Source organism: Sphingobacterium siyangense (assembly GCF_007830445.1).
In the GTDB taxonomy this organism is placed as follows: domain Bacteria; phylum Bacteroidota; class Bacteroidia; order Sphingobacteriales; family Sphingobacteriaceae; genus Sphingobacterium; species Sphingobacterium siyangense.
Genome location: NZ_VLKR01000001.1, coordinates 1 through 26,199 on the forward strand (window position 1 = coordinate 1; position 26,199 = coordinate 26,199).

21 protein-coding genes are annotated in these 26,199 nt (G+C 38.4%); 7 read left to right on the plus strand and 14 right to left on the minus strand.

Annotation, left to right across the window (positions count from 1 at the left end; all coding sequences use genetic code 11):
• On the plus strand, positions 1 to 266 hold a 266-nt coding region (locus tag IQ31_RS00005; protein ID WP_145326739.1), incomplete at its 5' end, for a transposase.
• A gap of 151 nt (positions 267 to 417) precedes the next feature.
• Here IQ31_RS00005 and IQ31_RS00010 read toward each other — a convergent pair.
• From IQ31_RS00010 to IQ31_RS27785, 3 genes are all read right to left on the minus strand, one after another.
• Positions 418 to 882 (minus strand): GNAT family N-acetyltransferase, encoded by a 465-nt coding sequence (locus IQ31_RS00010; protein WP_088161568.1) that lies wholly within the window; start codon positions 880 to 882, stop codon positions 418 to 420.
• Positions 883 to 1,062: 180 nt separating this feature from the next.
• Positions 1,063 to 2,055: a hypothetical protein gene (locus tag IQ31_RS00015; RefSeq protein ID WP_145326740.1), complete on the minus strand. Its 993-nt coding sequence runs from the start codon at positions 2,053 to 2,055 to the stop codon at positions 1,063 to 1,065.
• Positions 2,056 to 2,135: 80 nt separating this feature from the next.
• On the minus strand, positions 2,136 to 2,927 hold the full coding sequence (locus tag IQ31_RS27785; protein WP_145326741.1) for a S41 family peptidase: 792 nt from the start codon (positions 2,925 to 2,927) through the stop codon (positions 2,136 to 2,138).
• Between the two features lie 429 nt (positions 2,928 to 3,356).
• Between IQ31_RS27785 and IQ31_RS00025 the strand changes: the two genes are divergently transcribed.
• Complete coding sequence (locus tag IQ31_RS00025; protein WP_145326742.1) at positions 3,357 to 4,934, plus strand: Na+/H+ antiporter; 1,578 nt, start codon at positions 3,357 to 3,359, stop codon at positions 4,932 to 4,934.
• 81 nt (positions 4,935 to 5,015) lie between these two features.
• On the opposite strand, the gene IQ31_RS00030 is transcribed toward IQ31_RS00025, so the two are convergent.
• From IQ31_RS00030 to IQ31_RS00040, 3 genes are all read right to left on the minus strand, one after another.
• On the minus strand, positions 5,016 to 5,282 hold the full coding sequence (locus IQ31_RS00030) for a hypothetical protein (protein WP_145326743.1): 267 nt from the start codon (positions 5,280 to 5,282) through the stop codon (positions 5,016 to 5,018).
• Between the two features lie 38 nt (positions 5,283 to 5,320).
• Positions 5,321 to 7,117 carry a serine hydrolase gene (locus tag IQ31_RS00035; protein ID WP_158638751.1) on the minus strand — a complete coding sequence of 599 codons (1,797 nt, stop codon included), beginning with the start codon at positions 7,115 to 7,117 and terminating at the stop codon, positions 5,321 to 5,323.
• A 336-nt stretch (positions 7,118 to 7,453) separates the two neighbouring features.
• On the minus strand, positions 7,454 to 7,801 hold the full coding sequence (locus IQ31_RS00040; RefSeq protein WP_145326744.1) for a hypothetical protein: 348 nt from the start codon (positions 7,799 to 7,801) through the stop codon (positions 7,454 to 7,456).
• Positions 7,802 to 8,017: 216 nt separating this feature from the next.
• Between IQ31_RS00040 and IQ31_RS00045 the strand changes: the two genes are divergently transcribed.
• Together IQ31_RS00045 and IQ31_RS00050 are read left to right on the plus strand one after the other, a co-directional pair.
• On the plus strand, positions 8,018 to 8,677 hold the full coding sequence (locus tag IQ31_RS00045) for a FadR/GntR family transcriptional regulator (protein WP_088161585.1): 660 nt from the start codon (positions 8,018 to 8,020) through the stop codon (positions 8,675 to 8,677).
• 88 nt (positions 8,678 to 8,765) lie between these two features.
• Positions 8,766 to 9,977: an MFS transporter gene (locus IQ31_RS00050; RefSeq protein ID WP_088163552.1), complete on the plus strand. Its 1,212-nt coding sequence runs from the start codon at positions 8,766 to 8,768 to the stop codon at positions 9,975 to 9,977.
• 45 nt (positions 9,978 to 10,022) lie between these two features.
• On the opposite strand, the gene IQ31_RS00055 is transcribed toward IQ31_RS00050, so the two are convergent.
• Positions 10,023 to 11,894: a RagB/SusD family nutrient uptake outer membrane protein gene (locus IQ31_RS00055; protein WP_145326745.1), complete on the minus strand. Its 1,872-nt coding sequence runs from the start codon at positions 11,892 to 11,894 to the stop codon at positions 10,023 to 10,025.
• Between the two features lie 34 nt (positions 11,895 to 11,928).
• Positions 11,929 to 15,144 carry a SusC/RagA family TonB-linked outer membrane protein gene (locus IQ31_RS00060; protein WP_145326746.1) on the minus strand — a complete coding sequence of 1,072 codons (3,216 nt, stop codon included), beginning with the start codon at positions 15,142 to 15,144 and terminating at the stop codon, positions 11,929 to 11,931.
• 493 nt (positions 15,145 to 15,637) lie between these two features.
• Between IQ31_RS00060 and IQ31_RS00065 the strand changes: the two genes are divergently transcribed.
• Positions 15,638 to 16,177, plus strand: coding sequence for a GNAT family N-acetyltransferase (locus IQ31_RS00065; RefSeq protein ID WP_198386113.1), 540 nt, complete (start codon positions 15,638 to 15,640; stop codon positions 16,175 to 16,177).
• 46 nt (positions 16,178 to 16,223) lie between these two features.
• Here IQ31_RS00065 and IQ31_RS00070 read toward each other — a convergent pair whose 3' ends face one another.
• The 6 genes from IQ31_RS00070 to IQ31_RS00095 form a co-directional block, all read right to left on the minus strand.
• Positions 16,224 to 17,120, minus strand: a complete 897-nt coding sequence (locus IQ31_RS00070; RefSeq protein ID WP_088161588.1) for a polysaccharide deacetylase family protein — start codon at positions 17,118 to 17,120, stop codon at positions 16,224 to 16,226.
• A gap of 249 nt (positions 17,121 to 17,369) precedes the next feature.
• A complete protein-coding gene (locus IQ31_RS00075) occupies positions 17,370 to 18,119 on the minus strand; it encodes a succinate dehydrogenase/fumarate reductase iron-sulfur subunit (protein WP_145326747.1) in 750 nt (249 codons plus the stop codon).
• An 11-nt stretch (positions 18,120 to 18,130) separates the two neighbouring features.
• Positions 18,131 to 20,047 carry a fumarate reductase/succinate dehydrogenase flavoprotein subunit gene (locus IQ31_RS00080; RefSeq protein WP_145326748.1) on the minus strand — a complete coding sequence of 639 codons (1,917 nt, stop codon included), beginning with the start codon at positions 20,045 to 20,047 and terminating at the stop codon, positions 18,131 to 18,133.
• 12 nt (positions 20,048 to 20,059) lie between these two features.
• Positions 20,060 to 20,716, minus strand: coding sequence for a succinate dehydrogenase cytochrome b subunit (locus IQ31_RS00085; protein ID WP_075992652.1), 657 nt, complete (start codon positions 20,714 to 20,716; stop codon positions 20,060 to 20,062).
• 15 nt (positions 20,717 to 20,731) lie between these two features.
• The gene (locus IQ31_RS00090) at positions 20,732 to 22,162 is read right to left on the minus strand and encodes an anion permease (RefSeq protein ID WP_075992653.1); all 1,431 of its coding nucleotides are present in this window, start codon (positions 22,160 to 22,162) and stop codon (positions 20,732 to 20,734) included.
• 20 nt (positions 22,163 to 22,182) lie between these two features.
• Positions 22,183 to 23,349 carry a porin gene (locus IQ31_RS00095; protein ID WP_088161591.1) on the minus strand — a complete coding sequence of 389 codons (1,167 nt, stop codon included), beginning with the start codon at positions 23,347 to 23,349 and terminating at the stop codon, positions 22,183 to 22,185.
• Between the two features lie 323 nt (positions 23,350 to 23,672).
• Between IQ31_RS00095 and IQ31_RS00100 the strand changes: the two genes are divergently transcribed.
• Positions 23,673 to 25,064, plus strand: coding sequence for a glycoside hydrolase family protein (locus tag IQ31_RS00100; protein WP_208734055.1), 1,392 nt, complete (start codon positions 23,673 to 23,675; stop codon positions 25,062 to 25,064).
• A gap of 103 nt (positions 25,065 to 25,167) precedes the next feature.
• A complete protein-coding gene (glsA, locus tag IQ31_RS00105) occupies positions 25,168 to 26,199 on the plus strand; it encodes a glutaminase A (protein WP_088161592.1) in 1,032 nt (343 codons plus the stop codon).

Sequence of the window (26,199 nt, forward strand, 5' to 3'; positions counted from 1 at the left end):
TTTCTACTTATTTCGAGTATTCGCCCGATATCCGCAGAGCTATCTATACCACAAATGCTATTGAGGCTATGCACCGTCAGATCCGAAAAGTGACCAAAACCAAGGGAGCATTTACTTCTGATCAGGCGCTGTTAAAGTTGGTTTATCTCACGGTTAAAGAAATATCAAAAAAATGGACCATGCCTGTCCGGAATTGGGGATTGACAATGCAACAATTACATATTAAATTTGGGGATAGAATTAAAGCCTTCGGCAACTCCTTTTAGGGTTCGCACTCGAGGCTGAAAGCCTCTGAGAACGAACCCTAAAAGGAGTGATGTGACACAGTTCAGTTTACACTACCCTTCTTTTAAATTTTTAAAAGCTGTCTTTTTTTTAATTTGTTATAGAAATTATCCCAATGAATTTTCATTAGTATCAGTCATCGATTTCCATACGCATTTCCAGAAGATTTGGTCTAAATCCTGCCTTTGCATAGGCTTTTTTTGCACTCGTATTTTCTTCATAAACCTGAAGTCTTACTTCTGAAATATTTCTTTCTTTTGCCCAGTTGATCAATCGATGTAAAATCATTTTGTTGATACCCTGACCTCGATATTCGGGTTTAACAAACATAAATCCGAGGTAAGCATACTTTTCATATTTTTGATAAGGTTTTGCATCCAATAATCTCGCATATCCTGATCCGACAACTTGATCGTCAACAATTGCAACAAGAACTTCAGCCTCCCTGGACTTGATCAGTTCTAGGAGATCATAATAATGAATTTCGCCTAACTTTAATGTATTATCAAAAGGTCGTTCCGCTTCAACGATTCCCTGTTCAAACTCAATTAATACATTGATTTCGCTTTCTTTTGCTTGTCTGATGATTATTTCCATAATTAAGAATCTACGTCTATTATTTTGCCTTTTGTTGGCTATATCCACTGTTTGCAAATTACAAAACGAATAGCAACTATAGTATTATTTTCATATTTTAAGTTCTTGTAGAAAGGAACTTAAGAACCTTTTTGCCTTTTCAAATACAAGTTACATGTTTTATCACTTATAACAGACGGCCTATTTATCAAGAACATACTCTCGTTTTTCCAATACCCCATTTTTGTATAGTTCAGTATAAACCAACGGGCCTCTTTTTCTTGTGTTGATTATTGGTTCCCCCGTTTCTTCATTATATTCTTGTAATAATTTATAACACTTCCATTTGCCATCAGGAAGACCTCCTTTATACCTTGCTTCCAAGTACGTATACGAATCTGTAAATGATGGATATTCTTGTAAATCCACATACCGATTTGCTTTAAATTCTATCCAATTTCCGTCTTTGTGGTGATTTTTTATTGAGCCCTGTTCTTCATCAGTTTTATATAAACCATTCTGAGCATAATATCTGACAAATACTCCGTTACGTAAAAGCTGAAATTGATAAACAGGTTTTTGTCTAAAGGGATTCTCATTAAACTCATAATCCCGCAATGAGATTATAAAATTTTTATCTATATAAAATAATGTATAGTTCGTGAATCCCATTTCTCCCTCATGATAAAGATATATTCTTTTTACATCAACTGGATTCCCATTCTTTACTGAAATTAGATATATTTTTTCCACGAATGGCTCGTTATAACGGACTGCATTATATACAGCTAAAAAATGCAGCGAATACCCCCTATAACGGATAAAATTAGAGGCAATTCCAATCTGATTATATTCTTTGCCGATAGCTTGCTCAAATGGAAAAGAGACGTCATATGCTTCTGGTAGCACCACGAGATTGTTTTTGAGTAATTGCTCAAATTTGAGCGCATAAAGATTTTCTAAGCCACGATGATCTTGTATAGCAGACAATATGGAGTCGACAGGCAGTTGTTTTGAAATATTTGAATAGCCAAATGGAAGCGCTATGCAGTTTTTTTTATCCGCGTTAAAAAAGGTAGATCCTTTAACAAATACAGGTATATTTAAGCTCTTATTTTCCGTTTGTGCTTTGCAGTAGTTGGAAAGAAGCATAAACAAAAGAAGGATAAAAGTATCGTTAACTTTATTAAGCATAAACTTTTTATTTGTTCACATTGATCAAAACATTGCTCCACAAGTTTTAGGACAAACTGAGTCGGAATCCCCTACTTAATCTAAAAAGCCACCTCCTTAGCTTTTTCTAATGTTTCTTCGATATTTTTACATAAAATCTTGGGAATAAATTCCTCTCTTGGTATTCCGTTGATATGATACAATCTTTCAGTCGGAAATTGGAATCCAATTTTTGTTTCTGTGAGACGGAAATTTGAAATTGCGCCTAATAGTCCCGCCATAGGTGTGCCAATAACTGTAGCTCTATCTAGCGCGTCAAAACCAATAGCTATCCCTTCTCCCATACTTCCTGTCCAGTGTCCCACGAGGATATACACATTACCCTTGTAGGTTTTCTTACGTGGACTTACATACTCTACCCAATGTCGTTTTGTGTCATAATCCTTCTCATCAAATTCGTGAATCTGATAAGGCAGAACTTTATTGACAAACCGCCCCATAATAGCCCTTGCAACAGTTGAATTTCCGCCGCTAGGAGTTTCAGTCAAATCCAAAATAAGGTTTTTATTAGAAATCAAACTGTCAAGAGCTTTATCAAATTCACCGATCAAGTTGTTATTCCCCAATGAATTATTGATTTTGACATACCCCGTGTTTTCATTTATAACTTTATAATACAACAATTCATTTGAATTTTCGGCGAAGTAGTTTAGATCTACTGCGAATATTTCCGTAAGCCTGTTTAGTGTTATAAAGTCTGGCAGAGACTCTCCCCGCTCCCATTTTCCAACCGCTTGGGGGCTAACGAACAAAAGTTCAGCGAGCTGCGCTTGCGACATATTTCCCTCTTTGCGCACCTTGGCAATTTTATTGCCTAATTTTTTGTTATTCATAATTATTGTCTATTATGGTTTTCAACGTCACAAAGATATTCAGGGTAATCTGTAATTACGGCGAAAAGAGAAATACCTCCAGTTGTAATTATGCCACTTATCGTTGTATTCTAACAACTTCGCGTTGTTACTTCTAAAATATAGCCCTATGCAGCTGTTTAAACAAGATTTTAAGTAAAAACTCCTAAAAGACGAAGCTTTGTTTATAGTGACACCATCCAATATTTTAAATCTTGGGGTGAAGTCAAAGACAAATTTTGCCTAATTTAGGAACATTTACCATAGGAATCTAAGTTAAAACATGTTGTCTTCAATTATCCAGTCGGTAGATGATTTACTTGTAGCAATTCGCAGGCAACCATGAATACCGCCTAGCTAGTTTAAATATTTCTAGAATTTGATCTATATTTATGTACCTAAAATTTACATATGTTGGAGAATTTTGAGTTTTACCTTTTTTTAGTACTACTAATCACTATGTTGATCATGCTGGCGAAGAAAATTCAGGTTGCATACCCTGTTTTACTCGTATTAGCGGGACTTGTAATAAGTTTTATCCCGGGAGTTCCTCTTATAAAGATAGAACCCGAATTGATATTCATTATTTTTTTACCGCCACTCCTCTATGAGGCCGCTTGGTCAACTTCCTGGAAAGAACTCTGGCGATGGCGTCGGATTATCTTCAGCTTTGCCTTTGTTGTCGTCTTTTTTACAGCATTATCCGTTGCCGTTTTTGCCAACTATTTTATTCCAGGATTCTCCTTAGCGCTCGGTTTTCTATTGGGTGGAATAGTTTCCCCGCCTGATGCGGTTAGTGCCGGTGCAATTTTAAAATTTGTGAAGGTACCCAAAAGACTGGCGTCCATACTGGAAGGTGAAAGTTTGTTGAATGATGCTTCCTCTTTAATAATTTTTCGCTTTGCAATGATTGCTGCAGCTACTGGCCAATATGTATGGTACCAAGCCGCCGGAAGCTTTATTTGGATGTGTATTGGTGGCGTGGGAATCGGACTGACAATTGCCTATGTTTTTCTGAAAATGCACAAACTTTTACCAACCGATTCCAATACAGATATATTGCTAACTTTTATTGCACCGTTCTCGATGTATTTGGTAGCGGAACAGCTCCACGCTTCTGGGGTTCTTGCGGTTGTCAGTGGCGGCTTATTTCTCTCTTATCGTAGTCACGATTTTTTGAGCAGTGCATCCCGGATCCGGACAGTAACCGTATGGGAAAGCTTCTGCTTTCTATTGAATGGCATCGTCTTTATGCTTATCGGATTAGATTTACCAGAAATTGTTTCTGGATTGGGTGATACCAATATTTCTACTGCTATTGGCTATGGCGTAGCCGTTACAATAGTCCTTATTCTTGTACGAATTTTTGCAGGGTATGCTGCGGTAATTACCACCTTGATTATGAGAAACTTTATAACGGTTGCAGATGCTCAATCACCAGGTTGGCAAACGCCAATGATTATCGGCTGGACGGGAATGCGTGGTGTCGTTTCTTTGGCAGCAGCACTATCCATCCCATTAACTTTAGCTGATGGATCTCCTTTCCCTCAACGAAACCTTATTCTTTTCATCACATTTGTTGTGATTCTGTTAACCCTACTCGTTCAAGGCTTGACGCTCCCTTTTATATTAAGAAAAATCAAATTAGTAGATAGAGACTTTATTAGAAGTGAAAAGGAGATCGATTATGAAATCCAGAACAGATTGGCCCAAGTCGCCGTTGACAAGATTCGTAATGATTACGCGGACAAAGTTGAAAGTTTTCCTACCTTGAAGGATCAACTACAGAAGTATGAAAATCAACTGCGGAGCTCCGAGATCATCATTAATTACGCCGAATATCGTAAAATCTATATCGATATCCTCGAAACCCAGCGCATTTGGCTTATCAATAAAAACCGTGAGGAACTTTTATTGGACGAAGAGATCATTCGAAAACACCTTCGTTTACTAGATCTTCAGGAAGAAAGATTGAATATGAGAAGTTAGTTTATCCCTAGATCAGCCTAATGCTGTACATTAATGACCGACAATACCGTTTGAATTGTCGATCATTAATAGCTAATTTACTTAATCTTCATCCAAATAAATGTCGTGGACAACAAAACGAATATTTTTGCTAAACACCAACATATCCTCCACATCTTCAGAATCTATAGCATAAAGTGTTTCTACCCCACCTTCATCCAACAGTTCGGAATCTGGTATAAGTTCAAAAAAAGTGATTCCTTCAACAATGTATAATTCTTCAACTTTAATATATGATACATCCTGGCTTTTCCAAAGTGAGAGAATTTCCTTGGAAAACAATCGATAATTATTAGCTTGATTTGACATGGTCGCAAATTAGCAAAAAAAAACTCAATATATTTATGTCATAACGTTTCTAAAATCTTACTGACTTTTTCATTTTTAGGATTAATTTCAAAAACTTTTCGATAATTCTCTTTAGCGTTATCTATTTGTCCTGATTTCAGGTAGGCTTCCGCTAAACTATCATAAACATTTTCACTTTTAGGATATAGCATCGTATTCACTTTAAATATATCAACAGCTTGACTTATTTTATGCTGATTGAGCAGTTCATAACCTACGCCATTCAGGAAACCTTCTGAAAGCAAATCATTGGAACTATCCTGTTCTTTTGCTTTTTGATAAGCTTTTAATCCATCCTCGAAATTCCCTTCTAAAATAAGCTCCAGCGGAGTCCGGTCATTTGCATTGACTTTCGGATTTCTGGAATAAATCTTTTTATCGCGCAAAATCTGTACAAGCTCATATTGACCGCTTTCGGTATCCCTTGAAAATATGACGTTTACGTTTCGATCTCGCATAGCAAATGTATTTGCCGACACTTTAACCAATTCTACAGGCTTGTCTAGATTTTGGGCTGACATTAGCTTGCCATTTTGATTATAGACCCTTATAACACCATATCTTCCAGATCTATAACGTCCACTATTGTCATGTAGTTCTTGAGGACTTAGTGGCAAAATTTTATTTATTGGAGCTAGATAATTTGGCCATTGATAAGTTAATGCGACCGCTCGGACAAGTTCGTTGATAAATTCAGGTTTGTTTGTGTTCGTAAGAATAACTACTCCATCACCGCTTGTTTTATTTCCAATAAAATAGGAGCTAAAGCCTTCGTTCCATCCACCATGGCAAAAATAAGATGAGCCGTTATAATCTTCTAGGAATACACCTAATCCTATAATAGGTTCAATATAGGGACTTGTGAATTCTTCTGCCATCTTCTTAGAGATAACAAGACTACTTTTGCCATTTAAGGTCCGTTGAATATCGATTACGAATCTAGCGTAATCTTCTGCTGTTGACCATAGGCCCGCAGCCGCCTGTTCCGGGTAGACATGATATCTTCCTTCGACCTTTTTGCCATCCATCGTATAAGCCGTCGCCGCAAATTGTCTTTTCGATTCAGGAAGAGGCTGGGCAAAAGTGCTATTTTTCATACCCAAAGGTGAGAGTACCTTTTCTTCCATAATACTGCCATAATCTTTTCCTTCAATGTCAACGAGCATCTGTTGAAGTACCGTATACCCACCGCCTGAATATCGAAAATTTGAGCCAGGAAGTTTATCAACATAAACCATAGGTGTATTAGCTGGCTTTACACCACTCAGTACTTCAACAGCTGTAGGAATTGGGTCTGTTATCCGATAACCCGGGAATCCACTTACAGTAAGTCCCGCAGTATGGCTAACGATATTTTTTAGTGTAACATTTTCCCCTTTGGTCCAGTCATTTTCAGGTATTTTCCAAGATTTTAGGTACAAATTCACATCGACATTGGATTCCAACTTGCCAAGCTCAACTTCCTTCAGTGCGGCATATGCACTTACAGGCTTGCTCATGGAGGCCACCTGAAATAAGGTGTTTGACCTGACAGGCGTTTTCGAATCGAGATCGGCAAAGCCATAAGTTTTGCTCCATAATACTTCAGAGTTTTTTATCACAGCGATGCTTACCCCTGGAACCTGATAGAATTCCATACGCGATATAATATTCCATGTCGGTTCACCCTCAAAACGAACAGGAGGTATTAGACTGGATTCTACATGAGAAATCTCATTTATTTTTTGATGGGTCGTTTGAGCAAATGCGGTTGACACTAGTATCGCAAAAATTCCAGTAATTGGTAAAGCTTTCATTTTATTTATGATCATTTAAATGGTAATACAAAGCTTCTATCCTATCAATCTTTAGCTTTGTAATTCTTCATTTTAATCTAATACCAATTTTATTGCCAAAAACATAAGTCGCTATAATACAGTTTGATATCATAGTGTTTTAATACGATCAATTTAATTAGCTAAGGGATACCTCGATTTTCTAATATCGTCACCTGTCTACCTCATCCCATGTTCGCATGTAGCAGCCATCTTCATTGTCGTAGTAGGATCGTAAATAGAAGTTTCCTTTTGGTTGTATTGCGGAAAATATGAGCGGGGATACTAGCCCCGCTACATCATTTGATTAATTGATACTTAATGATTAGGATTACCATAGTAGTTTTGGTAATTCTGAATGGTAGCGCTAAACCATGCACCACAGCTACTATAATACATATCATTGGCTCCATAGCTGGTGTATGTTAGAACCTGAGTTTCGATCAACTGACCACTTGTATTATAGATACTCATCGTCAATCTACATAGCGTACGAGACTTTCCGAGCTTGATCTCTTTGGCTTCGCTCACAATATTCAAATTAGTTTTTCCAGTTTGTGATTCGTAAATCATTGATTTTTCAACAACGCTGTTGTCGACCGCTTTTGGACCTGTTTTTGCAAAAGTAGCAGATGACATTAAAGCCAAGGCTACGACGCTCATCATTAATTTTTTCATGTTTTTAAGTTTTAGATAAATACATTGGAGGACCAGCCTCTCTGTTAATTAATCCAAAACTGCTAATAAATTTAATTCAGCAAACCCTGTAATAAATATCTGTTGTAGTCGTAACAATATTCGGTTAGTTTGATCAAATTTTTGAAAATAAATAAGAATTTAAAAAATTCTACTACCTTTGCAATCATCAGATGATATGACTATATGAAGACTGAAGCTATCGTACGAAGATCCTTGGCGGAGGAAGTTGCCGCGGCAATAGAAGAAAAAATCAAATTGGGTGAATTTCCTGTAGAATCTAAACTTCCTACGGAACCAGAATTGATGAAGCAATTTGCTGTGGGCAGATCCAGCATTCGTGAAGCTGTCAAATATTTAAGTCAATCAGGCTATCTAAATGTGCAACAGGGGCTTGGTACTTTTGTCAAAAGTAGTACGGGTCATCATGCCCTTGATTCAAAAATTGAAAAAGCCAATTTTAACGATATTTTTGAAGTTAGACACGTATTAGAGTTGCGAATTATTGAAAAAGCAGCCTTAAATCGTACTTCGAAAGGTCTCAAAGATATGGCGCAGGCACTTAAAAATAGAGCTAAATATGCCGAAATGGGAAATTTGACCGCATGCGTTAATGCTGATATTGCCTTTCACAGTGCAATTGCTGAATCATGTGGAAATAGTATTTTGACCGCTTTATATACAACCTTGTCTGAGCATGTCAATAAGTTCTTCATGACTATTTATAAGGATACAGTCCCCTTCTTAACTTCACAACAGCAACACGAGGAACTGATGTTGGCAATTAAAGATAAAGAAGTGAAAAAAGCTGTTGATATTGCGAACCGAATTATCCAGCAACTGTAATTTTCCTGTAGCATATGCAAACTATCAATCTCAATATATTCTATTTTTATCAACTAAAACATCAGATGACCTGATGAATATTTCCTTTATGAAAACACAATCACTAAACCCGAGTGGATCTTGGAAAAGTTCCGAAACTGTCTATCCGATTTTATTTGCGATTAGTCTTTCACACTTGCTCAATGACCTGATTCAATCTGTCATCCCAGCAGTGTATCCCATGTTAAAGTCAAATTATGCCCTTAGTTTTACCCAAATTGGTATTATAACGTTAGTTTTTCAGCTTACCGCCTCTATTTTGCAGCCCTTCGTTGGTTTGTATACAGATAAAAACCCTACACCTCGGTCACTTGCCATTGGGATGTTTTTCTCTTTAGCCGGTTTGATATGCATTTCATTTGCGTCAAACTTTATTTACATTCTCCTTTCTGTAAGCCTTATTGGGATGGGATCGTCTATTTTTCATCCAGAAGCATCTCGAGTTGCTCATTTAGCTTCCGGCGGCAAAAAAGGGCTCGCACAGTCTATCTTTCAAGTCGGCGGTAATGCTGGTGGTGCAATAGGTCCCCTTCTTGTAGCGCTTATTGTTATCCCTTTGGGCCAACAATACATCGGCGTGTTTGGCGTATTGGCCATTATAGCCGTTATGATTCTTACTTACGTTGGTAATTGGTATCAAATACACCTCAAGCCTAAGACACAAACAACTTCTGTTAGTGCTCTAAAAGCTGACCTGCCGAAATCAAAAGTAATATTTGCACTTGTGATTTTATTGGTACTCATTTTCTCCAAATATTTTTACATGGCTTCAATGACCAGCTACTTCACCTTCTATTTGATCAATAAATTCCATGTTTCTGTTCAGGAATCTCAGATTTATTTATTTATATTTCTTGCTTCTGTTGCCGCCGGGACCATATTGGGTGGTCCCTTGGGAGACCGATATGGTCGTAAACTAATTATTTGGGTGTCTATTCTTGGAGCGGCGCCTTTCACCTTGCTATTACCTCATGTAGGACTTGGACTAACCATTATCCTTGCTATTATAATTGGTTTGATCATCTCCTCGGCATTTTCAGCTATCTTGGTTTATGCGACGGAGCTTATCCCCGGAAAGGTTGGTATGATTGCAGGCTTATTTTTTGGTTTTGCCTTTGGCATGGGGGGTATTGGATCAGCTGTGTTGGGCTGGCTCGCAGATCGTACTTCAATTGAATATGTATTCAACATCTGTGCTTATCTTCCACTAATTGGAATAGTTACAGGCTTATTGCCTAATATTACTCAAAAGAAAAATTAATTCTTTAAAAAGCCCTTCTTACTATTAAAGAAGGGCTTTTCAGTATTAATAACCTGGATTTTGAATTAGTTTAGTATTTCTATTTATCTCATCTCTGTGTATAGAGGTAAAATACATTTTGTCGTCCCAACTTCTATTTTCAATTCCTGGATCTATATTGGATACCACGTATTTATACGTGTAATTGCTCGGATCATATTTATAAATGGTTATTTTTTTACCATCTTTTAGTGTTCCCGTAATATTGATAATATTCGCCTTTCGGCCTAATGTCTCAGCGGCAATCATCCAACGTCTAGCATCAAAAAAGCGATGTTCTTCGTAAGCTAGCTCAATCCGACGTTCATTTCTATAACGGCTTTTTAATGCCGATCCAGTTTCGGTAATTGCGGGCATACCTGCTCTGAAACGAATTTTATTTAACCAAGTCTTAGCCTCCACATCTTCGCCCAACTCGATGCAAGCTTCTACATAGTTCAATACGGCTTCCGTATAGCGGAACAATGGCCAAGGAATACGTTGTCTTGTATTTTGGTCTTCCATCGCTGGATCTGGATCAGTAAATTTACGAATATAATAACCTGTTCGAGATCCATTCCAGTCTTCAATCGGACTCTTTCTTGTATCTAAGCCAAATTGAATCGTCTTTTGTCCCTGTCCATTTATAATTTCATATTGACCAGTCTGGATCTGATTATAAGGATCTCTTGTTTTAACATCAGCTGTCCTTGGTTTCCAATCAGCACCATCATAGAGTACAGTTGCTTTTAATCGTGGGTCCCGATTCTGATATGGGTTAGCCGCCATAGTGGCATTGGACCAATCAAATCGTTGACCAGATTGCGTTTCGTAATCATCAATAAGAAGTTGAATCGGTGTATTTCCTGCCCAGTTGTGATAACCATTTGGCCCATTGTCACGTCCTACCCAACCACCCCGCTCATCTTTTTCATCAATAAAAAACCTTCCTAAAATCAGATCTTTTATAGCTGACGCATCAGCCGATTTACTTCCACCACCCAGGGATAAAGCCATGTAATTTGCCGTACCATTATCTGATGATTCTGCAGCACTTAAATCAAGTTTGTACGCAAATTCACTATGATTTAGCACCTCTTTAGCAGCATTTTTTGCCTTCGTCCAACGCTCGGCTTGGTTACCGCTGGTGTACATTAAATATTCAGGATTTGTATATCCAGCTAACAAAGTAGACTTTGCTTTTGCTTTACTTGCATCATGAAGGTCACTAGCAGCATATAATAGTACTCTAGATTTTAAAGCTAATGCAGCTGTCTCACTTACACGACCTTTGATAAAAGTCGCAGTTTTCAATAAAAGTGAAGCACTATCAAGGTCACTCACGATCGCATTGACACATTCTTCATAGGTATTTCTTGAAACCATAAAATCGTTATCCGTCAGACGGCTTACATTTTTTACAAAAGGAACCCCACCGTAAAAACGCAACAATTGTTGATGATAGTACGCTCTAAAAAAATAGGCTTCTCCGAGTAATTTATTCGCTTTCCCTTTATCAAATTTTGGCTCAACCAGGTTCTTTATTGCAATGTTTGCGGCTCTAATACGTGAATACATACGGCCATATTCATAGGTATCCATGATATAACCCTGATCTGCCGGATTAGACCGCGATTCAGTGACGGTATTTATTCCACGATTTGGATGTGTAAATAAAGCCTCGTCTGTCATGGATGCCATTTCTTGCTCATAAAATCCGCCGACACCAAAACCATTGTAGATTTCGGTAACAAAGGCTTCGGATAACGCCGCGTCTGACCATGTTGTCTCATCAGGGATCTCATTAAGCGGCTTTGTATTGACAAAGTCGTCATTACAAGATTGCAGTGCAGATGACAGCACGAGTAATAAAACAGATATGTTTACAATTTTTTTCATTTTTTTACTTCATTAAATTTTTACCTAAGATGATCTAAAACGATAATAGTACCCCTGCGTTGATTAATCTCGCTTGTGGATAATATTGTCCTAAAGCATTAACAGCTTCTGGATCATACATTTTGATCTTGCTCCAAGTGATTAAATTCATGCCATTGGCGTATACTCGTAAGGAGCCTATACCAATTTTACTACAAATACTAGAAGGAAGATTATAACCGACCTCGACATTTTTCAATCGCAAATAGTCTGTACTTCGCATCCAATAAGTGTTATTGTACGAGTAATATTGATTGCTTCTGTCCGTCAACCTAGGATAGACACTACTTGGATTGCTAATACTCCAACGTTTTTCATAAAATTCTTCAAGGAAATTACCAATTGATCCCGATTCATCTGTTCCGACACGGATCTCTCCACCTGTAGCCCCCTGAAATAAGACCGAAAGGTCGAAATCTTTATAGCTCAAGCTAAAATTGAATCCGCCCTGGAAAGTTGGGTCACTGTTTTTGTCTCGTCTGACTTTATCATCTGGCGTAATTTTTCCGTCACCATTAAAATCTTGATACTTCATATCGCCTGGACGCAGGGTTTTTGTAATTGCACTATAGTCCAGTTTATTGTTGGCAATATCCTCCATATCACGGAATACGCCATCATAGACATAATAAATATCCGTCTTGATTGGTTTACCAGTGCTTTGCTGCCATGCTGGGGCACCTGGGGCCTCGTCCCAAAAGATAATTTTATTTTTAGCATAGCCTCCATTCACACCAAGGGTATATCCAAGCTCTCCTACTTTCCCTTTATAACCCAGATTAAACTCCCAACCTTTATTATCCACCTTACCAATATTCTCAGCCGGTAGTGTCATACCTGTGCTTTGAGGAACTGAGGCATTTCGCTGCCATAGAATTGAATTACGTCTATTTTTAAAAATATCAAACTCAAAATTTAACTTTCCTTGGAAAAATTGAAAGTCAAAACCAAGGTTATAATTGTTGGCAACTTCCCAAGTAATCAACTCATTTGGAACACGAGTTTCAAATAGCGTTTTCATCAATTGATCGTTAATTACATAGTTCCCAAATGAATAGGTCGAGAAATATTGATACTCTTGTAACTGATCTTTATAATAAATATTATCATTACCCATCTGACCATAGGAGGCACGTATTTTAAAATAGTTAACAACAGGAATGTTCTCCTTCCAGAAATTTTCTTCCGATACGACCCATCCTGCCATCGCTCCAGGGAAGAAACCATAACGAGAATCTGCAGGAAACATGTAAGAACCATCCCGGCGCCAAAGGAACTCCGCAATGTATTTACTTTTGTAATTATAACCGAAGCGTCCAAAATAGTTTAAACGCGCTCTGTCCCATGCGGTCCCATCATTATTTTTTTCGGCGTCGCCACCAGCAAATAGATAATCTATCATATTTGAAAGAAAATAGCGCCGATAAGCACTAAATTTATCATTGTTGATAGTTTCTCTGTTAACACCAGCAATAACATTCAATTGATGATCGCCAAATTTCCGTTCAAAACTCAAAATTCCACCAAGTAGAATATTCAACTGATCTTCATTACTTTGATTTAAATTCGGATCAGCGGGACCTCGTTTGCCAGCCTCCAGCGAAGGCGTTGTACCATCCGCTTCATAAGCCCCCTGCCACGAATACAAGGTCCATGGCATAACCCATGTTTTTTGATTTTTCACATACTTGTCAACTGACGCATTCAATGTTAATTTAAGGCCATCTATCCAAGGATTGGTAATATCCACTTGCCCATTTGTTTGGAAGTAGTAACGTTTGTCTCTATCATAACCAGTTGCATTAGTCGTAATAACTACTGGGTTTTCACCATTTTCAATATCTGGACCAGGCTTCCCATTAGGCCAAATTGCTGGTTGTGTCGGATTTCCACGCATCAACATCCTAAAGATTGTACCCGCACTCTTTGTCGGGAAGCTCCTATTCTCCTGCCTACCCAAAACGCCAAATTGAGTTTTAACATATTGACTGATGTTGGCGTCAAGATTAATTCTTAGGTCATACTGTTTATAGCCTGTCGCCGAGTTCTTATAGTAGGCATCTTGGTTTTGATAACCCAGAGACATCAAGTATTTAACATCTTCAGTACCACCGTTGATCTGCAAATTATGCCGTTGTTGGGGGGACCAGTCTTTTAAAGTTGCCTTATACCAGTCTGTATTCGGATGTCCCCAGGGATCTGATCCATCCTTAAACTTTTGGATATCTTCTGGTTTAAATGGAGCATCCAATACCCCACCATCCTTTTTATTATAGCTTCCTTTGTTGTTTATTGCCGTATAAGCGGCGGACCATTCTTCAACAGGTAGGTTATAAATCTCCAACTCATTTCGGATCTCCGCAAATTGCGAGGCATCTGTTAACTTAGGTATTACAGTCGGTTGGGAATAACCTTGATTAAAAGTATAAGAAAACTGTGGCTTCCCTGTCTTTCCTCTTCTTGTCGTCACAAGGATAACCCCATTTGCTGCCCGGGCACCATAAATAGCAGCGGATGCATCTTTCAATACCGAAATATTTTCTATATCACGGGGATTAATACGATCTATCCCGCCTTCGCGCGCGGGAACCCCATCAATAACGACCAAAGGACTGCTATTACCTAATGTATTTGTACCACGTATTTTGATATTCGAACCATCGTATCCTGGTTCAGCACTTCCGTTAGTTGCAGTTACACCCGGTACTCGTCCAGTTAATGCATTCGAAACGTTCAATGCCGGAGATTGAGCAAGGTCACTTCCCTTAACAGTAGCTACAGCCCCTGTAACTGTTTCCTTGCGTTGTTTCCCGTAACCAACAACAACGACTTCTTCGAGATTGGATTCCGAATTCAAAAGCGTGACATCTATCGCATGCCGTCCTTTTACAGATTCATCCATAGACTGCTTACCCACCATACGAAAATTAATGATCGCATTCATAGGGACCTTATCCAATTTGTACATACCTTGATTGTCGGTTTTTGTTACTAGACTTGTTCCATTTACAGATACTGTTACTCCAGGAATCGGCATTCCTGTTTCATCATGTACCGTTCCAGAAACACTTAGCTCCTGTTGAAAGAGAATTCCATAGCTTGCGAGGGTTGCAGCATCAACGATTTGAGGACTCAGGGCCACTAAAGAGCACAATGATCCAGTCCAAAACGCTCTCTTCCATTGATTTGAGAAATAATGGCAGTTAATCATAAAAACTGTTTAATTGTTTAAATTTTGTATTTAATTAGTTATTTTTTTACCCCTTAAAGACATGTCGGTTTAGGTGTCTTATCAGGAGTGGTTTATAATTGTTTATCTGACATGAAAATACGAAAATAAATATACAAAGCAAGTGTTAATTTTACACTATTTAACATTTAAACTTTAATCAATTGAAAGTAAACTATTTGAAGAAACAAACTGGCTAACCTTATTTTTGTATCATGTATAATCCGGCCTTATGAGGATGATATTTGGGACAAAAAACACCTAACAGCTCGTCTTTAAGAGAAATTTTTACAAGAAAAGTAAACTCTAGTATACCGAAAGTATATTATCAATTTTTTAAATAATAATATGCATCTTTATCCATTATAATTAGATCTGTAATTGATTTTTTTAAAACAACTATGTATATACAAACAATGGAGCTCAATACGGATCTATTAATAACAAAGAAATAGTTGTATCTACAAACAAAACTATGAACATAAAAATTAGGCAAGAAAAGTCAAGTGACCCAACTATTGTATTCGAACTGATCCGAATCGCTTTTGAAAACGAACAGTATAGCGATCATCAAGAGCACATTTTAGTAGAAAAACTAAGAAAGAGAGCGGAATTTATACCACAAATGTCAATCGTAGCAGAAGTTGAAGGAGAAATAGTAGGCTACATCCTCCTGACAAAGGTGCAGATTATTGATAAAGAGAATCAAAAAGCATTCGATTCTCTCGCCTTGGCTCCTGTCGCTGTGCTACCTCAGTTTCAAGGACAAGGAATTGGCGGTAAATTAATTCTTGCTGCCCATCAGATTGCAAAAGAATTGGGTTTTGGATCGGTAGTTGTGCTCGGACATGCAGACTATTATCCTAAATTTGGATATGTACCTGCATCAGTCTATGGTATACAATTTCCATTTGATGTTCCTGATGAAAATTGTATGATAAAAGAACTAACAGACAATTCCTTAAAAGGTATACAGGGCACTGTCCATTATCCAGAAGAGTTTGGTGTTATTTAATAAACCAAACTCTTCATTATGATTTGATGCCAATTAACAATCCCATTTAATATTTAATCGGATAGTCTTGCATAAATTCAAACTGATAACCATCTTTTTTCAATGCATCTATTAAAGAAGACAACTCCTGCTGTCCCTTTTGCGTTTGAAACATATCATCATGCATCAAGAAAACAACATTATTAGGCACCATTGAGCTTTTATTGTTCATATAATTCCGAATGTGTGACAAAGTAGACTCCTGGCTTTGTATAGGTGCACCAGTGATGCTATTAAGCCGCCACTCGACATCCCAACCATAAATTGTATATCCGTTCTTATGCAACAAATCGGCGGTACTGGATCCATTCTTAAGGTCGATCTTACGAACATCATCATATATCCAAATATTCCTGCCTGGAAGTCGAACGATCTTATGTTTTAGATTGAGATCTTTTTCATTCTTTTCAAAATCAGCAAAAGCATTTTGGGGGTTATTATAAAATCGAGAATACTGATTGTTTGCATGTGTATAGCTATGATTATAACAGGCTATAAGCGGATTGGATTCATAACGGGCAAGATCACGTTTCCTCCCTTTGCTCATATTAGCGTGCTTACCAATCAAGAATACACTCACTTTAATGTTTTTTTCTTTCGCAATAGAATCAATAAAGGCACTACCAATCAATGGTCCGTCATCAAAAGTCAGGTAGATATGTTTTGGATACGTATCAAATGCTTTCCGCAGGGAATCCTTAAGTTCTCGTTTTTGTTGTTTGATCGGAACAGGATGCAAGCTATCTACTGTAAATTGAATCTGATTTTTCTGAAGTGAATCCCACCTATTTAACAAATGTGGTATTTTTTCCTTGACAACCAATTTTTCCGTAAGTGTGTCCTTCAGCTCGCCTTTTCCCAAGACCTTGTTTGAAAAATCCCTACATGCGGTTACACTAAACATTGTACTACAAATGAAAAGTACCACAAACAACCTACTACACTTCATATCAATCGCTATAACTTTAATGAATTTCTTTTTTCAAAATTACTACAAAAACCTATTTATTAACCATAAAATCTTACAAATCCCTACTTTCAGGGATAAGGTTAGTAACCTTCAACAATCCCGTACACCTCTTTTTATGGCTTCAGTTTTTATTATAAATCCGATATAAGAAACAATCGTGCCACTTTTTTCGACAGTTGGTCTCTATTTCTTTTTAAAAAATAGTGCTTTGTTATATTCAAAATTCATGCGTGCTATATTCAAAACTGATATACCTTGTGGGCACTCCACCTCGCAGGCTTCTGTATTCGTGCAGTGACCAAATGACTCCAAATCCATTTGCTTCACCATATTTAAAACACGTTCACTGCGCTCTTCTTTTCCCTGTGGAAGCAAAGCCATATGGGTAATCTTTGCGGAGGTAAATAATGCAGCACTACCATTTTTACACGTTGCAACACAAGCACCACAGCCAATACAGGCCGCTGAGTCAAATGCTGACTCAGCTAACTCATGTGAAATAGGAATCACTGTCGCGTCTGGGGCTTGACCAGTATTGATGGATACAAATCCCCCAGAAGAAATAATTCGGTCAAATGCCGAACGGTCCACTTTCAAATCCTTTTTAACCTGAAATGCTGCTGATCGAAAAGGTTCGATAAGAATCGTATCATTATCTTTGAATGAACGTAAATGTAGCTGACAGGTGGTTGTATGCTTAAGAGGTCCATGTGCGATGCCATTGATCATCATACCGCATTGCCCACAGATCCCTTCGCGACAATCATGGTCAAACTCTACAGGTTCGTCTCCATGCGTAATAAGCTGTTCATTTAGGGTATCCAGCATCTCCAAAAACGACATATGTGGATTGAGATCTGTTAAGGTGTAAGTAACTAATTTTCCTGCAGCGTCGCTATCTTTTTGCCGCCATATTTTAAGGTGTAAATCCATAATCGTTCTATTTATTTATAGCTCCTTACAGTTGGTTGTATCTCTTCAAAAATTAATGGTTCCCGAATTAGCTCAGGTTCTTGCCCCTCTCCCTTCCAGGCCCAAGCGGAAATAAACTGGTATTCAGCGTCATTCCGTAATGCCTCCCCATCTGCAGTCTGATATTCCTCCCGGAAATGTGCCCCACAGGATTCGTTCCGCGTCAACGCATCATAACACATCAATTCTCCAATTTCAAAGTAATCGGCTACACGTCCAGCTTTTTCCAATTCCGTATTTAAGGTATTGGCTTCACCACTAACAATAACATCTTTATAAAACTCTTGCTTCAGCCTATTAATCTCCACAATAGCATAACGGAGGCCTTTCTCATTACGCGCGAGCCCACAATAGTCATAGAGTATTTTACCCAGTGTTTTATGAAAATAATCCACGGTTTTACTGCCTTTAATCTTTAAAAATCGATCAATTTGCGCCCGAACACCTACCTCTGCACGTTCAAACTCAATATGGTCTGTAGAAATTTTGCCCGTGTGAATATCGTTTGCCAAATAATTTGCAATCGTATAGGGTGCAATAAAATAACCATCCACAGAGGCTTGGAGCAAGGAATTGGCACCCAATCTATTTGCACCGTGGTCTGCAAAATTAGCTTCACCTAACGCAAATAAACCCGGCAGGCTTGTCATCAGCTCATAATCTATCCATAATCCCCCCATTGAAAAATGGGCGGAAGGTGAAATCATCATCGGTTCTTTATAAGCATCATATCCCGTAATCTTTTCATACATATCGAACAGATTACCATATTTCTCTTGTATTTTCTGTTTCCCCTGTTCTCTAATAGCTTTCGCAAAATCAAGGTAAACAGCATTTTTAAGTGGACCAATCCCAAAGCCAGCATCAATCCGTTCTTTGGCCGCTCGAGATGAAATGTCCCTTGGAGCAAGATTACCAAATGCGGGATAACGACGCTCTAAATAGTAATCTCTCTCTTCCTCAGGAATAGCGTTCGGTTCCCGCTTCTCATCTTCTTTCAAAGGAACCCAAATCCTTCCATCATTACGTAACGACTCTGACATTAGTGTTAATTTAGACTGATAATCGCCAGACTGCGGCAACGAAGTCGGATGAATCTGAATCCAGCTCGGGGAGGCCATTAATGCCCCCTTCTTGTGTGCCCGCCAAATGGCAGAGCCATTACAGCCCATTGCTAGTGTCGATAGATAATAAATTTTACCGTACCCTCCAGTTGCCAATATAACGGTATGTGCAGCGTGTCGTTCAAGCTCCCCTGTATCAAGATTTCGAACAATAACGCCACGGGCCTTTCCATCTATTACAACGATGTCGAGCATTTCATGTCTGGAGAAAAGCTGTACGGCACCTTTGCCGACCTGACGCATAAGTGCCTGATACGCTCCCAAAAGAAGCTGCTGTCCAGTTTGACCTCTCGCATAGAATGTACGACTTACATGTACACCTCCGAAAGATCGATTGTTCAGATAACCTCCATATTCACGACCGAAGGGAACACCCTGTGCAACTGCCTGGTCGATTAAATTGAGCGAACATTCGGCCATACGATAGACGTTGGCCTCACGGGCACGAAAATCACCGCCCTTTAGCGTATCAACAAACATACGATAAACACTGTCCCCGTCATTTTTATAATTTTTTGCAGCATTTACACCACCTTGAGCAGCCACAGAATGTGCCCTTCTCGGACTGTCCTGAAAGCAGAAGGATTTTACCTGATACCCCATCTCCCCAAGAGAAGCCGCTATGGAGCTACCTGCCAGTCCGGTTCCGATAACGATAACATCCAGTTTTTTACGATTTGCAGGATTAACAAGCTTGGCAGTCTTTTTATAACGAGTCCATTTTTGATCCAATGGTCCATCCGGTATTTTTGAATTTAATGTCATAACTTCTCCCCCTTATTTAACTGTAAAAAATATATAAATAGGCATCAAAGCGAAACCAATGCTGATGATGACCGAATAGCTGATACCAATAATCTTAAACCATTTAACAAATTTGGGATGGAATAAGCCTAAAGTTCGAATCGCACTATGGATCCCATGAATAAGATGATAACATAAGGCAACCATCGATAAAACGTAAATAAGGACATACCACCATTGCTGAAAAACCTCGATTACAAGTACATATAGATCCTTGTTACCGCGTTCATCAAGTGGAGGAGCGCCAAATTTGTACACGTACCAAAAATTCTGGAAATGGATAACTAAAAAAATGAGGATCAGGGTCCCTAAAATCCCCATATTGCGCGAATACCACTTACTTGCTCTTCCCCGATGATCTGAAACATAGTGGGCACCGGTCTTTTTATTCTTTACGGTGATGATCAATCCGTCCAACGCATGCAAAATAATGCTGGCATAGAGTACGTAAGAAATAATTTTGATCAAGATATTGCCTGCCAAAAAATGGGAGTAGGCATTAAATTGTAGATGTGCTTGTTCCTGCGGTAAGAATAGCTGTAAGTTCCCTAAAAAGTGAATCAGTAAAAAGAACGCTAAAAATAAACCCGTCAGACACATAAGCATCTTCTTTGACAATGTAGATAACATAATAAGATCTTAATTTTAATAATAGCCTATAACCTTCATCCACAATCCACCAACGCCCATATAAATCACCAATAACACGATACCAATTTCCAGTCCACGCAGCCACCATGATTTTAAATCGACATATCCGCTTCCAAAAAATACCGGTGCAGGGCCGTGGCCATAATGTGTCAAAACACCATAGATAGAGCCCAGGAATCCAAGCATCATTGCAAGCAACATTGGCGGAATACCCAAAGAAACACCAACCCCCAACAAGGCCGCATACATAGCCGCAACATGGGCGGTAGCACTCGCAAAAATGTAGTGACTAAAGAAATAAACAAGAATGATTACCGGAAAGGCTATTTGCCAACTTAAATCACCAATCTGTACTTTGATCAGGTCGCTAAACCAGCCGATAAAGCCAAGCTCATTTAAGGAACTGGCCATCATAACCAAAACAGCAAACCAAACAATCGTATCCCATGCTCCTTTTTCGGCTTTAACATCCTCCCAGGTCAAGACAGAGGTCAGTAAAAGTAGTGTCAAACCGATGAAGGCTGTGGTTGTAGCATCAATTGAAAAAGAACCACCAAAAATCCATAATGCCAATAAGATAAAGAACGCCAAAAGCATTAACCATTCATTCCTGGAAATTGGTCCCATCTCTTTTAATTTCTGCGCCGCCATCTTAGGTGCATCACCTGTTTTTTTCAATTCAGGTGGATATAACTTATAAAGAACAAGCGGTACTACAAAAAATGCGACAATACCGGGTATAAATCCAGCAATCGCCCAGGACATCCAGGTAATATCAATTCCTAGGTTCGCAGCAAATTTTTGACACATTGGATTACTGGCCGTTCCCGTCAAAAACATCGAAGAAGCAATTAGATTCATATAATAACTATTTAAAGTTAAATAGGATCCCAATTTTCGATGTGTCTCTGGCTTATCTGGAACAGAATCAAAACTAATTGCCATCGATTTCATAATGGGGTAAATAATCCCTCCCCCTCGGGCTGTATTACTAGGAATCGCCGGAGCCAAACAAACATCCGCCAAGCCCAATCCATAAGCAAGTCCTAATGAACTCTTTCCAAAAACTCGAATAAAAAGAAAGGCAATTCGATTTCCCAGTCCAGTTTTAATAAAACCCCGGGCAATGAAAAAGGAGATACCAATCAACCAAATTACCTTATCTCCGAAACCCGTCAAAGCTTTAGTAATCGACTTACCCGCATCTCCAGGGGCTAATACTTGTGTCAGGGCCGTAAACGCGATGGCCATCATACACATGGTACCCATTGGAGCTGCTTTTAAAATAATCCCAAGAATGGTTGCAGCGAAAATTGCAAATAAATGCCAGGCTTCCGGACTGACGCCTTTCGGTATTGGGATAAACCATAAAATGAGTGCTACTAGAAAAGTAATGGCAACATTTTTAATACTGATTTCTTTCATGATAAACGTAGTTTAATAGATTAGAATCGACTTTGTACTTGGACAATAAATAAATTTTTGTTGAATTCGCTGGTATTCTCTGTCTGCTTTTTATATCGGTCCAATTGAAGTCCCAACTGTATCCTTGCACCATAATTTTTTAAAAATTCCAAACCAAACATCGGCGTATATGTTTGACGCGCATTTGCATTGAGTTTATAATTAGGATCAATGTATTCATATCGACAAGATAGCTCGAAAGCGCTTAAATTGAAATAATTTACTTCATACCTTAAGTTTGGTAGAAAGTAGATGCCGCGGACCAAATAGTCACTCAACTTGGATGTTCGCGCACTTTCTTCCAAAGAATAATACAGGTTATGATTGATCGCCTGCTTTGCTTCCAGTTGCATATCAAGATTCCATCGTTTGCCAAAACTGACATTACCAGTTAGATCTACCCCCAATGCATGTACCTGTTTCTTCATCACATCGCCAACGCCACCATTAAGTCCTAAATTGACACCGTACTTCTTTGAAAGTCCAAAAACCAGACGAGTGGCATATTGCTTACCATTATCGTTATCAACAACTTGATTCTTCCCGTTCCCATTCACCACAGATAGGGAATAACTAAAGGGCATATCGCCTAGCGTAGTCTCGCCTGTCGCAGCAACCCCGATTTGAAAACTTGCCCAACCTAATTTACCGAATTCAAGATACTGGTTCGACCAGTCCAAAGATTTGATGATGTCAATAGGATAAGTTTCCTCGATGCCAAACCAAGGACGAAATTGGCCCACTGTGATTGCCAATTTGGGACTAAATGTATATTTCAAGTAGGCATTTTCGAGCACTTTTGTTTTGGGATCACTTTTGAAATCGGCAAGGTTAGCTAATACGGCAACTTCAGTACGCTTACTAATTTGAGCGCGCATCTGTACCCGCATATATTTCACCATAAAATTGTTATCCGTACCTGAGCCATCACTGTGATGTAGCCCGTTGACATCGACATCTTTTGTAGCACTAACAAGGTAACGGGCCTGAAACAAACCTTTCACCTGAAGCTTGGGATAAGTCGTGTCATCTTTTTTTTGTTGCACAGAATCAACTTTATGCTCTTGTACAGTACCTGGTTCTTGCCCTTTGACCAAGGTATAGCTCAATAAACATGCAATAGAAATTGGAATGTAGCGTTTCTTCATACTTAAACAATTTTTTTCTTAGCCAGTAGCCCAGCTTACTTCTCATTGTTAATAATCTTGTCGTTCTAAATCTAATGTTGTAGGTACAACACATAGCTTAAAAAAATGTTTTGTTATTCTAATAAAATTTAATAACTGTAAGAAAATCAAACAGATTAAAAAAAGATCAGGTATAAATTCCACGTTTTTATGTAATTTCACAAGCGAATTTCAATACAATCTAAATTTAAAACCTATAGATTGATCTTTTTATGAATTTTGTTCTTCATGAAAAAACTTCATCATTTAAATATGTAATACATTTTAGAATCGATAAATATATTATGAAAGAAAAACTAATCAGAACATGCTTTATTGGCCTTGCGCTCCTTTTGATCCAAAGCTTTTCAGTATCAGGCGTTCACGCCACAGACAAAGAAAAACCCGCTATGTTTTGGACCTGGCTAGATTACAACGCCAAAACAAACTTTGATTCTATTTGCCGTGAGATGAACTATCTGGGGATCGATGGCGTGATGTTAAATGCTGCTAGTCCAGATGAGTATCGTGTAGCGATTCCCATTGCAAAAAAATATGGCATTCAAGTTATCGCCTGGCTTTGGACGATGAACCTGGAACATGATAGAGATAAAATACTCAAAGAACATCCAGATTGGTTCAGCGTCAATCGCAACGGAAAAAGTCTCGCAGATACCACTGCATACGTTGGTTATTATAAGTTTTTATCGCCTGTAGTACCAGGAGTAAAAGAATACATCAAAAAGAAAATTGAATCCTATTGTGAAGTTGAGGGATTGGAGGGTATCTCTATTGACTACAACCGTTATGTGGATGTTGTCCTCCCCACAACCCTTTGGCCTAAATACAATATTGTCCAAGATCGCGAGTATCCCGCTTGGGATTACGGATACCATCCCATTGCTATAGAAAAATTTAAAAAACAATATGGCTATGACCCTCGTGCACAAAAAGATCCATCGAAAGATCTCAAATGGCGCCAATTTCGTTGCGATCAGATAACAGATATCGCCAATATGATTGCAGAAATTGTTCATTCTCATGGCAAAACAATGGCGGCATCCCCTTTCCCGACCCCCAAAATGGCTTCACGTATGGTACGTCAAGATTGGGGTAAGTGGAATTTAGATGTTGTTTTTCCGATGGTGTACAGCAATTTTTATACAGAAGATCCAAGCTTTATTAGCGATTGTACCTTAGAAAATGTGCGCGACAAAGGTGCAAATACGACCTTATACTGTGGGTTGATGGCTAAAAATAATGAGGAAATATTTACCGATATGGATGAAGCGCTAAATAATGGTGCGCAGGGAATTTCTATTTTTACCATCCATAGCCTAAAAGATCCTCAAATCAAGGAAAAATTCAGAGCCTATACAGCTGCTGCGAAAGCGAGAAAAGCTCAAAATAATGGAACTTTAACACGCTTGGCGCACGTGAAAATCGAAAATAATCCCTTCAAAAAAGAAGGAATTATGAAATTAATCAACCAAAAGATACAAGATTTGGTCCGTTCAGAAAACCCTGCTGCGAGCCCGATAGCATTATCAAAATATAAAAAAATAGATGCATATGATGTGACTCAAAAATACCTGGTTACTGATAAAGTGAGCAAAAAGAATTTTTACGTCACCTTCTTTTTCTATGGCGGTATACTTTCCGGTTGGAATGTTGATCCAGCTCCAAATGCAGCCTAAGGGATGACCTACTAGGAAGAGGTGCTAAAATGTTATCTATTTAGGACCTCTTTTCTTTTTAATACACTGTTCCCTATCTTTGGAACGAACAAATAATTAAAAAATGAGAAAAAATGTTAGGTTGGTAGCCTGTGTTATAGGCTTGATATGTTGTGGATCAATTCCTGTAGCCTTTGCTCAAAATGGCATTCAAAATCAGCAGGATGCTAAAACCGCAATTATTGATAAAGCATTATTGGATAAAATATTGGATAAAAATAGACAGTCGTTCAAAGAAGGTAAAGTAGCCGATTATATTCCGGAATTGGGTAAAGCCAACGCATCGTCCATCGCTCTTTCGGTTGTAAATAGTGATGGAACAATCGTTAGTATCGGAGATGTGCAACAAAGATTTACAATTCAGAGTATTTCAAAAATTGTTTCATTAATGGTCGCTGTATTGGAAAACGGAGAACGAAATATTTTTGATAAAATGGGGTACTTTGGTACAGACAAACCTTTCAATCATTTTGCGAATTTGGAAACATCGGGTAAACCGCTCAATCCAATGATGAACGCTGGTGCCATTTTAACGACATCGCTTATTAAAGGAACAGGTGAGGAACCTTTTCTTAAAATACTCAATATGATTCGTTTTATAACAAATAATGAAAAGATTGAGTATAGTAAACCCGTATATAATTCGGAACGGGAGACTGGAAATCGAAACAGAGGTATGTTCTATCTGATGCGCAACAATGGACTCATTGATGGTGAAGGTGAAGATAAACTAAATAATTATTTTAAACAGTGCTCAATTGAGATAACCGCAGAGGATCTAGCTAAAATAGGTTTCTTTTTTGCCAATCACTGCGTGCGTTATGACGGAAATAAGCAATACAATAATCCAAGTCTATCTCAGCTAGTTCAATCGCAAATGCTCATTGCAGGTATGTACGAATTTAGCGGCGAATATGCCAGAACTGTGGGACTTCCAAGTAAATCGGGCGTGGGTGGTGGAATCGCGGTAAGTGTACCGAATAAAATGGGTATAGGGGCCTATAGTCCAGCCTTGGATCAACACGGTAACTCGGTAGCCGCTTATCGCATGATATTAGATTTGGTGAAAGAGAAATCACTAAGCCTCTTTTATTAA

Coding starts and splice junctions, on each gene's coding strand:
- IQ31_RS00010 (WP_088161568.1), bottom strand. CDS start 882: ATGGAAATAATCATCAGACAAGCAAAAGAAAGCGAAATCAATGTATTA.
- IQ31_RS00015 (WP_145326740.1), bottom strand. CDS start 2,055: ATGCTTAATAAAGTTAACGATACTTTTATCCTTCTTTTGTTTATGCTT.
- IQ31_RS27785 (WP_145326741.1), bottom strand. CDS start 2,927: ATGAATAACAAAAAATTAGGCAATAAAATTGCCAAGGTGCGCAAAGAG.
- IQ31_RS00025 (WP_145326742.1), top strand. CDS start 3,357: ATGTTGGAGAATTTTGAGTTTTACCTTTTTTTAGTACTACTAATCACT.
- IQ31_RS00030 (WP_145326743.1), bottom strand. CDS start 5,282: ATGTCAAATCAAGCTAATAATTATCGATTGTTTTCCAAGGAAATTCTC.
- IQ31_RS00035 (WP_158638751.1), bottom strand. CDS start 7,117: ATGAAAGCTTTACCAATTACTGGAATTTTTGCGATACTAGTGTCAACC.
- IQ31_RS00040 (WP_145326744.1), bottom strand. CDS start 7,801: ATGATGAGCGTCGTAGCCTTGGCTTTAATGTCATCTGCTACTTTTGCA.
- IQ31_RS00045 (WP_088161585.1), top strand. CDS start 8,018: ATGAAGACTGAAGCTATCGTACGAAGATCCTTGGCGGAGGAAGTTGCC.
- IQ31_RS00050 (WP_088163552.1), top strand. CDS start 8,766: ATGAAAACACAATCACTAAACCCGAGTGGATCTTGGAAAAGTTCCGAA.
- IQ31_RS00055 (WP_145326745.1), bottom strand. CDS start 11,894: ATGAAAAAAATTGTAAACATATCTGTTTTATTACTCGTGCTGTCATCT.
- IQ31_RS00060 (WP_145326746.1), bottom strand. CDS start 15,144: ATGATTAACTGCCATTATTTCTCAAATCAATGGAAGAGAGCGTTTTGG.
- IQ31_RS00065 (WP_198386113.1), top strand. CDS start 15,638: ATGAACATAAAAATTAGGCAAGAAAAGTCAAGTGACCCAACTATTGTA.
- IQ31_RS00070 (WP_088161588.1), bottom strand. CDS start 17,120: ATGTTTAGTGTAACCGCATGTAGGGATTTTTCAAACAAGGTCTTGGGA.
- IQ31_RS00075 (WP_145326747.1), bottom strand. CDS start 18,119: ATGGATTTACACCTTAAAATATGGCGGCAAAAAGATAGCGACGCTGCA.
- IQ31_RS00080 (WP_145326748.1), bottom strand. CDS start 20,047: ATGACATTAAATTCAAAAATACCGGATGGACCATTGGATCAAAAATGG.
- IQ31_RS00085 (WP_075992652.1), bottom strand. CDS start 20,716: ATGTTATCTACATTGTCAAAGAAGATGCTTATGTGTCTGACGGGTTTA.
- IQ31_RS00090 (WP_075992653.1), bottom strand. CDS start 22,162: ATGAAAGAAATCAGTATTAAAAATGTTGCCATTACTTTTCTAGTAGCA.
- IQ31_RS00095 (WP_088161591.1), bottom strand. CDS start 23,349: ATGAAGAAACGCTACATTCCAATTTCTATTGCATGTTTATTGAGCTAT.
- IQ31_RS00100 (WP_208734055.1), top strand. CDS start 23,673: ATGAAAGAAAAACTAATCAGAACATGCTTTATTGGCCTTGCGCTCCTT.
- glsA (WP_088161592.1), top strand. CDS start 25,168: ATGAGAAAAAATGTTAGGTTGGTAGCCTGTGTTATAGGCTTGATATGT.